The organism is Allofustis seminis DSM 15817 (assembly GCF_000374325.1).
Classification (GTDB): Bacteria; Bacillota; Bacilli; order Lactobacillales; family Carnobacteriaceae_A; genus Allofustis; species Allofustis seminis.
The window spans coordinates 47,624-59,520 of sequence record NZ_KB894081.1; the positions used below are offsets into that span (position 1 = coordinate 47,624).

Consider the following 11,897-nt stretch of genomic DNA (forward strand, 5'->3'; position numbering starts at 1 on the left):
GATGAAGTATGAAGTAAAAATAGGAGAGATCCATTTATATAAAGACTTGGGGTTGGTTATTACCTCTAAGCCCATTATTAATCTTCCAAGTCCTAGATTTTCATATATTGAAATTCCAGGAGTTCAGGGTGCGATTGAGTTGGAAGATAAGGAAGAAGTCCTATACGCTACCCGAGAAGGAAGTTTAGAATTTATGATTTCTGATATTGAGAAATTTGAACCTGCCTATCAAAACTTACTAAATGAGGTTCATGGACAAAAGCGAACGCTCATGGTTGATGACAAATATTTTTATTATGGTAGGTTTCAAGTTGATGGGTTAAGTACAGACAAGAACTACAGCTTTATTAAGATTTCTTATGTTCTTGATCCTTACAAGTATTTCCAGGAAGACATCGAGAGATTAGGTGTAAGGATCATTCAAAGCGTTAAATCAAGGACTGCAGCTAGAATCCACTTGAATGAAGAAATGAATATGCTTATTAAGCCTAGTTTTACGGTGAGGGAGTCATCGAATTTGAGAGTGTTATTTAATGAGAAAGAATATAAGCTCTATGATGGAGAAAATATCATCCCTCAAATAAAAGGTAAAAATAAAGTGACTCTTTCCTTTAAAGGAAGAGGAGAGATAGAAATATCCTATAAAAGGGGTGATTTATAATGTATGAAATTAAATACGATGAGAAGACACTTTTCTATCCTAATGATGAAAGGTGTTTTTTAATTGATCCAGAACTTAAATTAGAATTAAATACAGCAGGTGTTTTGGAATTTACCATATCGAAAGACCACTTCTTATATGAAGAAATTCAAAATCGATTAGGGATTATTAGCGTTTATAAAAAAGAAAAGAAGATTTTTCATGGTGACATCAGAACCATTGAAAAGGATATGAATGGCCAGAAGAAGGTCACATGCGCTGGTGCATTAAGTTATTTAGCCGATTCCATTCAACCACAGAGGACCTATCAAAATATCTCTGTTTTTGAATTTCTAAAAAGCCTACTTAGGGAGCACAATTTTCAAGTGGAAGATAAAAAGAAGATGGAACTGGGTGTTGTAACAGTGACTGACACAAACGACTCCTTATATCGAATGACCAATTATGAAACCACCTTTGAAGCGATCAAGTCAAAGCTAATCGATAGGCTAGGTGGTTTTTTACGTCTTCGATTTGTAGAAGATAAGCTCCTTCTTGACTATATCAATATTAGCGATTACGGAAAGCTGTCAAATCAAACGATACAGTTTGGCCATAACCTTATGGACTATTCAGATAACTTATCCTCAGAGGAACTGGTCACGGCAATTTTGCCACTAGGAGCAGAAATAGAAACTGGGGAGGATGAAGCTTATAGCGTTTTAACAAAATATGTCAATGTGTCATCGGTTAATAATGGCGATTATTTTGTCAAATCAAACGATGCAATAGATCGATTTGGTTTTATTGCCAAAGTGGTCAATTGGCAAAATGTCACCCTTCCCTCTAATTTACAGCGTAAGGCAAAGGAGTATCTTTCAACAAGCCAGTTTGAACGCTTAACTTTAAATCTTACGGCACTCGATCTTTCAGAACTTGGCTATCCATATGACTCAATAGAAATCGGTGATAGGATACGATGCATTTCTAAAGATTATGGGATGGATAAAGTATTCCCACTTCTTAAGCAAACCATCCCCCTTCAAAGACCAGGAGATATGAGACTTGCTTTAGGTGAATCAAGAGAGGTTGGTTTTACACAAAGTGTAAGTTTTAACTACTCAACTATGATGAACGAAATCAATCAAAAAAGGACAGAGGATTACTCAAAAATTAAATCCATGATTGATGAATTAAATCGTCAAATGACCACATCGGCTGGGGGATATAAGCTTACAGAATATGATGAAAATGGCAGGTGGTTAAGAGATTTATACATGGATACCATGGATAAAGAAACGGCTACTAAAATTCTTCAAATTAATATGAATGGTATCGCTGGTTCTACCAATGGTTATAAAGGACCTTACACAGTGGGGATGACTCTTGATGGCATGATTAATGGAGACAGGATTGGTGCTAAATCCATTACTGCAGATAAACTAGCATCCGATGTTGGTTCAAGTTTGGATTTATCCTCCAATGTTTCCATTACTCAGACTGTAAAAAAAGATTTTGTCACAAAGGAGGACCATCAATCTTCTAAAGAGCAAAGTGAAGCTCTCCTTGCTCAAAAGGTATCCATTCCTGATTACAATGCCAACAATGAAGCGATAAACAAGCGTATTACTAGATTTGAACAGAATGAGGCAAACTTTGAGTTACTCTTTTCAAGCCTTAAGCAAAATATAGAAAACAACAGGGTCAACATCGAAGAATTATCAGCAAAGATTGTCAGTGGAATGGATGAGAGAGGAAACACCTATACTGAATGGGGCTCATCTGGGGATTTAAATAAGGTGAGGGTTGGAAGTGACGGGATATCTATCGTTTCTAATGAACAAGAAACTATGACATTTAAAGATGGAAATGTTGAAGCTACTTCTTTATATGTCACAAAAACCATCGGTTTTGGAAACCATACAGCGGATAAGTATGGCAGTGAATTTACGATATTTAGATGGACAGGAGGTGTTTTATAATGGCAAAGAGTGGCTCAATCAAATCAAATTCATGGCGTTATGATTCTTACAGTAACAGTGTCCATGTTCAACTGGACTGGAACACCGTGTCACAGGATAAGGTAAAAAAGACCAGCACCATATATTGGCAGCTAAAAGTCGGAGGAATGCCTTATAGTGCTTCTTGGTATGTGTTTTATAACTCAAAAGTAGTGATTAACGGTTCTGTCGTCCACTCAAGTTCCTATTATGGTAAGGCATATAATGGGACCGTCCTTGCAAGTGGAAATACGACGATTACTCATAATGCTGATGGGACAAAATCTGTCCCAATATCCATAGAGGCTGGTGCTTATTGGTCGGGAACTTACAATTTAAAAGGAACTGGTACAGCAGTACTCGATAAAATTCATACAACACCTCCAGTGATTTACGATGGAGGTGTTACGGTATCAGGGCAGAATCAAGCTTTACTTGGGAACTCTTTATATGGCGTGCAAAATGTTCATGCCGTTAATATATATGTCTCTGCATATGGAAGAGATGGGGCGACGATAAGAAATTTTAATGTGGCATTTCAAGGGAATACATATAATTCCCAAAGTGTCTCTGCCAAAATAACAAAATCTGGTTCACTTCCCGTCACGGTGACAGTAACTGATGATAGAGGGAATCAAACAACAAAAACGATAGCGACCGTTATATCAAGGTCTTATGCTAGTCCTAAGCTTCAAAATTTTTCTGTAAAAAGATATACCAACTCAATTGAAGATCCTATGGGACCTACTTTAAGGGCTGTAGGTTATTTAGAAATCACTGCAGTGAAAGATGCATCAGGACAAAACATTAATGCACCCCATTGGAAAATCGGCGATGACGGTAAGACAAGAAGGAGTTTATCAATAAGTTTTACTAAAGCTAGGGTCCCTATTACAAGGAGTGAAAATTGGACAATTACTTATGGGGATCAATTCTCTACCATATCTACCGTTGTATCAACACCGAAAGGAGAACCAGCCTTCGTTATTGGTAAAAAATCTGTTGGGATAGGCACCATTCCAGAATCGAATGCAGAAGGTTTATGGTTAAATCCTTCAAGGATAAATGGTTATGATTTTATAAAGTATATAAGCCTTTATACAGCTCCGGGCGAAGTTAGCTCTGGTGATTATATCGGAGTAGTGAAGAAATATTGGGATTCTAAAGTCCCAACAGGCATATCGATTGCTCACATCTATGCATCAACACAAGGTGTAGCAATCATTCACAAATATACTGGTGGAAATCATGGGTCGGTGCTCATGTTTGGTTATAACAATACACCGATGAAATCTTATCGATATAATTCTGGGTCGTGGTTGCAAACAGGTTAGGAGGGAAAATGAAAGAAATAGAAAGGGAATTGATTGAAAAAGAAAAGCAAAAGGATGAAGCCTTAGAAATGTTAGATGCTTTAAATCATGACATTTTCAAAGTGTACAAACTGTTGGATCAGTTGGATATAGAAATCAGTAATTTAAAAGAAAGAATGGCTGCCAAGTAAGGCAGCTTTTTTATTTTTAAGGAGGAGTTGAATATGAAAGAGTACTGGAAAACATTCCAAATTATATTAGCTGGAATTGGTGGGTATGTAGGTTATTTTTTAGGAGGTGTGGATGGTCTCATTCATGGCTTAATTGCCTTTGTTCTTATTGACTATATTACAGGGGTCATGTGTGCTATCACTGATAAAAGGCTATCTAGCGCTATTGGTTTCAAGGGGATCTTTAGAAAGATCCTTATTTTTTTGCTTGTAGGTATTGCCAATATTTTGGATGTGAAAGTGATAGGAAGTGGGAGCGCCCTTCGAACAGTGGTCATTGTCTTTTATCTATCCAATGAGGGAATTTCTATTTTAGAAAATGCGGCCCATTTAGGTCTACCTATTCCTGAAAAGTTAAAGGCAATTTTGAAGCAGTTACGAGACAAGGAGGATAAAGATGAGCAATAGTCCACTCGTTAATTTAGTAAATTATAGTCCTAACCACAGTGGGAAAAGGACTCATCCCATCACAAAGATTGCTATCCATCATACAGCAGGTGCTGTTAGTGCAGCAACCATTGGTCATATCTTTAAGCCAAGGGCAAGACAGGCATCTTGTAATTATGGAATTGGCAATGACAATAAGGTGATTTTAGTCGTTGATGAGAAAAATAGATCCTGGTGTACTTCAAGTGCGTGGTGTGATAATAGGGCTGTTACCATCGAAGTCGCCAACTCAAGAAACGGCGGTAATTGGCCAGTAAGTGATAGAGTTTTAGCTACTCTTATTGATTTGGTGACAGACATTTGTAGGCGTAATGGTATTAAGGATTGTAGCTATACAGGTGGTAAAGACGGAGTACTTCAAAAACACGAATGGTATTCAAACACTAATTGTCCAGGTCCTTATCTTGGAAGTCTCTTCCCATATATTTCAAGGGAAGTGAATAAGAGATTGAGGGGTAATACTCAAGCACCTAACTCTATAAAATCTAATCAGCTATATCGTGTAAGAAAGACCTGGCAGGATGCTAAGAGTCAAAAGGGGGCTTTTAGAAACTTAAATAACGCGAAGGCCTGTGTCAATAAGTATAAAGGCTATAGGGTGTTTGATGGTAGTGGAAGGCAAGTTTACCCTGTAGAAAAGACTAAGAAGTCGATTGATGCGATTGCTAGAGAAGTGATAAATGGTAAGTGGGGTAACGGGGATGAGAGAAAGAGGAGATTAAGCCAGGCTGGTTATGACTACAACACCGTTCAGGAAAAAGTGAATGAAATCATCTCTGTAGGAAAGAAATCGGTCGACATCATTGCTAGAGAAGTCATCAACGGGAAATGGGGTAATGGCGTGGAAAGAAAAAGGAGATTAACGCAGGCGGGTTATAATTACAATCAAATACAAAAAAAAGTGAATGAACTACTTTAAATATAAATTTGCCTAGTGGGGTTGTTTCCTTGCTAGGCTTTTTTTATTTGCTCAAAAACCTCCCACTCGGTCTAGAGAAATAAAAGGCAAAGAACTACAGGTTAAAAACATGGCGTTTTCTTTTGCCTGTGATACAGGAGGTATATTATGCGAGTAGAAAAGTTAAATAGTAAAAAAGAAATAAGCCCTCAGGGATATACAAGGGAGGAACTCGATTCTGAACTTGACTTTTTTCTTAGTCAAAAACTAATAGAAGAACTTTTCCTGTTAGGGGAGATTAGTTTAGAAGAATACCGAAAAATCAGGAATGAAAACATGAAGGCATTCGCTCCTTTCCTTGCTCCCTTATATCAATAGAAAACTTGATAAATAGCTATTTGTACGGGAATATAGCATCAAAAGAAAGGGGGTGGAGCGAATGAAAAAGATAACAAAGATAAAGCCAAAACGTGCAGAGAAAAAGAAATTAAAAGTGGCTGCATACGCTAGGGTATCTACTGGCAATGAAGATCAGCTAATGAGCCTTGAAGCACAAAAAGCTCATTATGAAAAGCTGATTGAAAAAGAACCAGACTGGATTTATGCTGGACTTTTTTTCGATGAAGGAATTAGTGGAACAAAAAAGAAAGGAAGAGACGGGCTATCAGCTTTATTACAAGCTTGCAAAGATAGACAGGTTGACTTTATATTGACTAAATCAATTTCAAGGCTTGCAAGAAATACAATAGACTCTCTTGAAATAGTAAGGGAGCTTATAGAACTCGATACTGGCATTTATTTTGAAAAGGAAAGAATAAACACAAAGTCAATGGAAAGTGAACTCATGCTATCGATTCTCTCCTCTTTAGCAGAAAGTGAGTCCAAGTCAATATCAGCAAATCAAAAGTGGTCGATAAAGAAAAGATTTCAGAATGGTACCTTTGTTATTGTCTATCCGCCTTATGGATATGAAAACTGTGATGGGAAAATGGTCATTCACGAAGAACAAGCAAAAATTGTAAAAGAGATTTTTGCTTCATATCTTTCAGGAAAAGGAGTACATGACATTGCTAAATTACTAAATGAAAAGCAGATTTCAAGCAAGAGAGGAGGGAAGTGGAGTGGAACTACAATACGTGACATGTTGAAAAATGAAAAGTATATAGGCGATGTACTTTTTCAAAAAACTTATACAGATGACCAATTCAAAAGGCATAGAAATAAGGGTGAAAAGGATCGGTATCTTATCAAAAATAATCACCAAGCTATTATATCTCGAGAGGACTACGAAAAAGCACAAAGATTACTAGGGCAAAAAGCAAGGGAGAAAGGCAATGGTGATAATACAAGCAAATACCAAAACCGATATGAATTTTCAGGAAAAATCAGATGTTCTGAATGTGGTGGAACTTTTAGAAGAAGACATCACTACAAGCCAAGTGGAAATTTTATAGCATGGGCTTGTAACGAGCATATAAAAGACATCAATAAGTGTTCTATGAAATACGTTAAAGATGAAGATGTTAAGTGGTGTTTTACTACGATGATAAACAAACTTATCTTTGGCCATGAGAAGATTCTGCTTCCCTTATTGCAGGCTTTAAAGAACAGCAAAACGGAAGATGCAGTAGAGAGATTAGCAAAACTAAATGAAGAGCTAGAAAAAATAAGTGAAAGAAAGCAAACGTTAGTAACCTTGATAACAAGTGGGTTATTGGAACCATCCATTTATTCAAAGGAAAAAGCAGAGATAGACCAAGAATATAAGTTGCTTGAGGAAAGAAAAGACCATCTTGAAAATTCCTTTTTAGGAAACAAAAAACATGTAGAGGAATTAGAGAAACTTATAAGCTATACGAAAAAAGCAAATATGCATCAAGATTATCCAGAGGAGATTTTTAAAGAAGTAGTTGATGAAATTCTAGTTATTGACAGGAAAAGCTTTGAATTTAAACTGAAGTGTGGTCTTTCTTTAAGAGAGGAGATGATTGAGTGATAAGAAAAATAGCCTATGGCTATGAAATTAAAGATGGAGAATATGTAGTTAAAGAAGATGAAGCTGAGCAAGTAAAAGTGCTTTTTCAAACCTACCTAGAAGGATGTAGTCAACAGGAGTCGTTGAAGAAGGCAGGAATTAAAGGAAATCATGCAAAAGCTAGAAGAATGCTGAAGAACAAAAGATATATTGGCGAACATGGCTATCCTGAAATTATCGATAAAGAGACTTTTCAACAGGCAGAACAAATGCTTGAAGAAAGAGCTAACGCTTTAGGAAAGGTAGGAGTTTTGAAGAAAGACAAAGTATCACCAATACCTACAAAGTTTAAATATGACAAAGTTGAGATCCTACCAGACTTGCCCATTGAAAGAGCGATAAAGCAATATGAACTGATTAAGATAGTAGGTGATGGATATGGACAGTAAGGTCATTGTTATTCCAGCCAAGAAGAAAATAGGGAACACGATTACTAAAGAGGAAACAAAGAAATTAAAAGTTGCTGCCTATGCAAGGGTGTCAACAGATAGCGATGAACAAGCAACAAGCTATGAGGCACAAGTCGAGCATTACACTTCTTTTATAAAGAAGAATCCCGAATGGGAGTTTGCTGGTGTTTTTGCTGATGAGGGTGTAAGTGGAACTTATACGAAGAAAAGAGAAGGCTTTAATCGAATGATTGAAGAGGCCTTAAAAGGCAACATTGACTATATAATTACTAAGTCAATTAGTCGATTTGCACGAAACACCCTAGACTGTTTAAAATACATCCGCAAACTAAAAGAACATAATATTCCTGTTTACTTTGAAAAAGAGAACATCAACACCATGGATGCTAAAGGAGAGGTTCTTATTACTATCATGGCTTCCCTTGCACAACAGGAAAGTCAATCCCTATCGCAAAACGTTAAACTAGGCTTTCAATACCGATTCCAGCAAGGACAGATAACTGTAAATCACAACAGATTTCTAGGCTACACTAAGGACGAAGATGGTAAACTGGTTATTGTTCCTGAAGAAGAAAAGATAATAAAAAGGATTTATAGGGAGTACCTGGAAGGAAGTAGCCTACGAGATATAAAAGAAGGACTAGAAAAAGATAAAATTTTAAATGGAGCAGGGAATAAAAAGTGGCACATTTCAAATTTAGACCAAATTCTAACCAATGAAAAGTATATGGGCGATGCCCTTTTACAAAAGACCTATACGGTTGATTTCTTAAACAAAAAGAGAGTAGTGAATGATGGAATCGCCCCTCAATATTATGTAGAAAACAGCCATGAAGCGATTATTCCTAAAGAAATCTTTATGAGAGTTCAGGAAGAAAAGCTAAGACGTGCAAATATGACAAGTGGCAAAGGTAAAAGAAGAGTCTATTCAAGTAAATATGCACTTTCTAGTATTGTTTATTGTTCCAATTGTGGCGATATCTACAGAAGAATAAAATGGAATAATAGGGGGAAGAAATCTACAGTTTGGCGCTGTTGTACCAGAGTTCAACAAGGACCGAAGGCCTGTAACGCTGACACAATTAAAGAAGAAGACCTCCATCAAGTAACAATTGATGCCATTAACAGACTGATTGAGGAAAAGATAGAATTAAAAGAAATAGTTAACAAGAACATCGAGAAAGTGATTTCAAAAGATCCAGAAGGGAAAATTGAGGAAATAGATAATGAAATGTTAGAGGTGCAAGAGGAACTGTTGAAGGTAGCAAATGCTAAAGAAGACTATAGTCACCTAGCAAATCGAGTGCAAGAATTAAGAGAGGAAAAAGAAAATATTCTACTAGGACTAGCTGAAGAACAGGCTACTCAAAACCGATTGCAGGAGATGAAAGTCTTCCTTAATCAGCAAAAAATGATTCTATATGAATATGATGAAAGCCTAGTAAGAAAATTGATTGAGAGAATAGAAGTCTATGAAGAGGAGTTTAAGGTAATCTTTAAATCAGGCCTAGAGGTTGAAATAGACAGATAGCAGGAGACAGCTTTGTAGGATTCAAGGCTGTCTTTTGTATTGCTTTGCTTGGTATAATAAACAATAGTCGACAAGTTACCAAGAACTAGCTTTCTTAAAAAATCAAAATATTATCCATACCGTTCACTCGAGCCATGTAGAGACTATAGCGTTGATACAAAAGATGTAAACTTAGAAATCCTGCATTTTAAGCAGTTTTATAAGCATTTTGTCTTTGATAAAGATGAAGAAGGATACGTCAAAAAGACTCAAAAAAACTACATGGATGTAAGAGTAGTTTTGAGACTAGTATGAGGAAACACAAAAAATATAATTAACTCATTTTGTACTTTCTACAAGAGTAGCTTAAAAGGCTGCTCTTTTTTATTGAAGGGAGTAAGGATTCGTTACATCCTTTTCAAAATATAAATTACTCATAGCCCAGCTTTACATATTCGCTTTTATAACATATAATAAAAGCGTAAACGAGAGGGGGCGGACTATGGATACACTTAAAGAATATATACAAGAAAATTTAGTAATAACTAACAAAGAAGCAGAAGAACTTGGATATACTAGGCATAATTTATCAGAATTAACAAAAATCGGACAATTAGAAAGATTAAGACCAGGACTATATCAATTAAAAGGAAAAGTTATAGACGATTTTGTTTTAATATCATCAAATAGTAATCGAATTATATTTTCCCATCAAACAGCCCTCTACCTTCATGACCTATCAGACAGAACTCCAAATGTATTTCATATATCTGTCCCCCAAGGTTACAATGCAAGCCATATCAAAAAAAGATATGAAGATCTACAAGTTCACTATGTAAAAAAAGATTTATACAAATTTGGAAAGACAGAAATAAAATCACCACAAGGCAACCTTATTCCGGTTTACGATATAGATCGAACAATTTGCGATATCATAATCGAAAGAGAAAAAATAGATAAGCAAATTTTTACAGAAGCCATAAAAAGATACTTTAAATCACAAAATAAAAACCTAAGACGACTCATAAAATACAGTAGATTATTTAAAATAGAAGATGAAATTAGGAAATATATGGAGGTATTATCGTGATTAATATCGAGAGTATAAAGGGCAAGATAAGAAGTCTGGCAAAAAAGAAAAATCTGAAATCCCAAGAAGTTCTGCAAATATATTTTTTCGAAAGATTTTTAGAAAGGCTATCTAAATCAAAGTACAAAAATAATTTTATAATAAAGGGAGGATTTCTTATATCTTCTTTAATCGGGATAGAAAATAGAACAACTATGGACATGGACACAACCATTAAAGGCATAGCCCTAAAAGAAGAAAAAATAAAAGAAATCGTAGAAGAAATTATAAATATCAATGTAGATGATGGAATAAAATTTGAAATAAAAGACATCAGCTATATTAGGGAAGAGGACGAGTACGAAAACTTTAGAATTTCACTAATAGCTAATGTTGGGAAGACTAAAAATCCTATGAAACTAGACCTAACAACAGGAGATGCAATAACACCAAGGGAAATAGAATATACCTATCCTTGTATCTTTAGTAAAGAAGATATAAAAATAATGGCATACCCATTAGAAACAATTTTAGCTGAAAAATACGAAACCATATTCAGAAGAAATATAACAACAACACGAATGAGAGACTTTTACGACCTATACACCCTCTACAAGTTAAAAAAAGATGATATAGATTATAAAATTTTAAAAGAAGCAATAGAAAGAACTTCCCACAAAAGAGGAAGTCAGGAGATAATGAAAGACTATAAGGAAATAATCGAGGACATAAAAGAAGATTCATACCTGAGATCCTTGTGGGTAGTATATCTCGGTGAAAATAAGTATATTGGAGATCTTACCTTTGATAAGATTCTTGGTGTAGTGATAATTATTTCAAATAGGATTAATGAGATGTAATTTAACAGACACTGTCTGGCAAATTATAGATAAGAAAATATTAAGGATTAAAGAAGTGGAATTACTCTGCTTCTTTTTTTTACTTAAAGGTTAGAGAATTTTAGAATAAATATGTTTTTGAAAATTGTTTTTTCTAGGAAATCAGATTAAAGATTTAGGGAACTTAAAACAAGGAGATTTTGTTAAAATATTTGGACAAGTAAAAACAAGCATTGATAGCAATGGAAAGGAACATAAGAATGTCCATATTTTGTCTTCTAAGCTCTTAAAAGCAAAAGAACAAGTAAAAGAGTAAAGATAAAGATAAAAAGCCTATATTATGGCAAATAAAAAGCTTTAAGGCAGATGACAAAAGTAAGTCAAATAAGAAAGACCATAACAAAGGTACAGAGAAATAAATATCGGCAGTTTTCGGACTGCCTTTATTCTTTTCTGTTCAGTTTAACGCGGTAAATCATATAATTGAAAGGAATCTGTGTTATATG

General features: G+C 35.2%; 12 protein-coding genes and 1 pseudogene. All 13 read left to right on the plus strand.

The annotated features are described in order from the left end of the window. The first annotated feature begins 1 nt into the window (after position 1). Positions 2–661 (plus strand): hypothetical protein, encoded by a 660-nt coding sequence (locus tag C231_RS0103290; protein ID WP_018659232.1) that lies wholly within the window; start codon positions 2–4, stop codon positions 659–661. Beyond that, complete coding sequence (locus C231_RS07715) at positions 661–2,622, plus strand: phage tail protein (protein ID WP_018659233.1); 1,962 nt, start codon at positions 661–663, stop codon at positions 2,620–2,622. The genes C231_RS0103290 and C231_RS07715 overlap by 1 nt, the downstream gene beginning before the upstream one ends. Continuing rightward, on the plus strand, positions 2,622–3,974 hold the full coding sequence (locus C231_RS0103300) for a hypothetical protein (RefSeq protein WP_018659234.1): 1,353 nt from the start codon (positions 2,622–2,624) through the stop codon (positions 3,972–3,974). Before C231_RS07715 ends, C231_RS0103300 begins: the two co-directional genes overlap by 1 nt. Before the next feature lie 8 nt (positions 3,975–3,982). Further along, entirely contained in the window at positions 3,983–4,144 is a 162-nt protein-coding gene (locus C231_RS08550; protein ID WP_018659235.1) for a hypothetical protein, read from the plus strand. 33 nt (positions 4,145–4,177) lie between these two features. Then, positions 4,178–4,591 (plus strand): phage holin family protein, encoded by a 414-nt coding sequence (locus C231_RS0103310; protein ID WP_018659236.1) that lies wholly within the window; start codon positions 4,178–4,180, stop codon positions 4,589–4,591. After that, entirely contained in the window at positions 4,581–5,549 is a 969-nt protein-coding gene (locus C231_RS0103315; protein WP_018659237.1) for an N-acetylmuramoyl-L-alanine amidase, read from the plus strand. The genes C231_RS0103310 and C231_RS0103315 overlap by 11 nt, the downstream gene beginning before the upstream one ends. Before the next feature lie 147 nt (positions 5,550–5,696). Beyond that, positions 5,697–5,906 carry an SHOCT domain-containing protein gene (locus C231_RS0103320; RefSeq protein ID WP_018659238.1) on the plus strand — a complete coding sequence of 70 codons (210 nt, stop codon included), beginning with the start codon at positions 5,697–5,699 and terminating at the stop codon, positions 5,904–5,906. Between the two features lie 61 nt (positions 5,907–5,967). Next, positions 5,968–7,524 (plus strand): recombinase family protein, encoded by a 1,557-nt coding sequence (locus tag C231_RS0103325; protein ID WP_018659239.1) that lies wholly within the window; start codon positions 5,968–5,970, stop codon positions 7,522–7,524. After that, positions 7,521–7,952, plus strand: coding sequence for a recombinase family protein (locus C231_RS0103330; RefSeq protein ID WP_018659240.1), 432 nt, complete (start codon positions 7,521–7,523; stop codon positions 7,950–7,952). Before C231_RS0103325 ends, C231_RS0103330 begins: the two co-directional genes overlap by 4 nt. Continuing rightward, positions 7,942–9,504, plus strand: a complete 1,563-nt coding sequence (locus C231_RS0103335; RefSeq protein ID WP_018659241.1) for a recombinase family protein — start codon at positions 7,942–7,944, stop codon at positions 9,502–9,504. The genes C231_RS0103330 and C231_RS0103335 overlap by 11 nt, the downstream gene beginning before the upstream one ends. A 481-nt stretch (positions 9,505–9,985) precedes the next feature. Beyond that, complete coding sequence (locus tag C231_RS0103340) at positions 9,986–10,573, plus strand: type IV toxin-antitoxin system AbiEi family antitoxin domain-containing protein (RefSeq protein WP_018659242.1); 588 nt, start codon at positions 9,986–9,988, stop codon at positions 10,571–10,573. Next, the gene (locus C231_RS0103345; protein WP_018659243.1) at positions 10,570–11,412 is read left to right on the plus strand and encodes a nucleotidyl transferase AbiEii/AbiGii toxin family protein; all 843 of its coding nucleotides are present in this window, start codon (positions 10,570–10,572) and stop codon (positions 11,410–11,412) included. Before C231_RS0103340 ends, C231_RS0103345 begins: the two co-directional genes overlap by 4 nt. Positions 11,413–11,548: 136 nt before the next feature. Beyond that, positions 11,549–11,810 (plus strand): annotated as a pseudogene (locus C231_RS08800) (DNA-binding protein); the annotation flags it as partial. Between the last annotated feature and the right edge of the window lie 87 nt (positions 11,811–11,897).

Bases quoted from the DNA above. Each gene is read 5' to 3' on its own strand.
- C231_RS0103290 (WP_018659232.1), top strand. From the start codon at position 2: ATGAAGTATGAAGTAAAAATAGGAGAGATCCATTTATATAAAGACTTG.
- C231_RS0103315 (WP_018659237.1), top strand. From the start codon at position 4,581: ATGAGCAATAGTCCACTCGTTAATTTAGTAAATTATAGTCCTAACCAC.
- C231_RS0103325 (WP_018659239.1), top strand. From the start codon at position 5,968: ATGAAAAAGATAACAAAGATAAAGCCAAAACGTGCAGAGAAAAAGAAA.
- C231_RS0103310 (WP_018659236.1), top strand. From the start codon at position 4,178: ATGAAAGAGTACTGGAAAACATTCCAAATTATATTAGCTGGAATTGGT.
- C231_RS0103335 (WP_018659241.1), top strand. From the start codon at position 7,942: ATGGACAGTAAGGTCATTGTTATTCCAGCCAAGAAGAAAATAGGGAAC.
- C231_RS07715 (WP_018659233.1), top strand. From the start codon at position 661: ATGTATGAAATTAAATACGATGAGAAGACACTTTTCTATCCTAATGAT.
- C231_RS0103300 (WP_018659234.1), top strand. From the start codon at position 2,622: ATGGCAAAGAGTGGCTCAATCAAATCAAATTCATGGCGTTATGATTCT.
- C231_RS08550 (WP_018659235.1), top strand. From the start codon at position 3,983: ATGAAAGAAATAGAAAGGGAATTGATTGAAAAAGAAAAGCAAAAGGAT.
- C231_RS0103320 (WP_018659238.1), top strand. From the start codon at position 5,697: ATGCGAGTAGAAAAGTTAAATAGTAAAAAAGAAATAAGCCCTCAGGGA.
- C231_RS0103340 (WP_018659242.1), top strand. From the start codon at position 9,986: ATGGATACACTTAAAGAATATATACAAGAAAATTTAGTAATAACTAAC.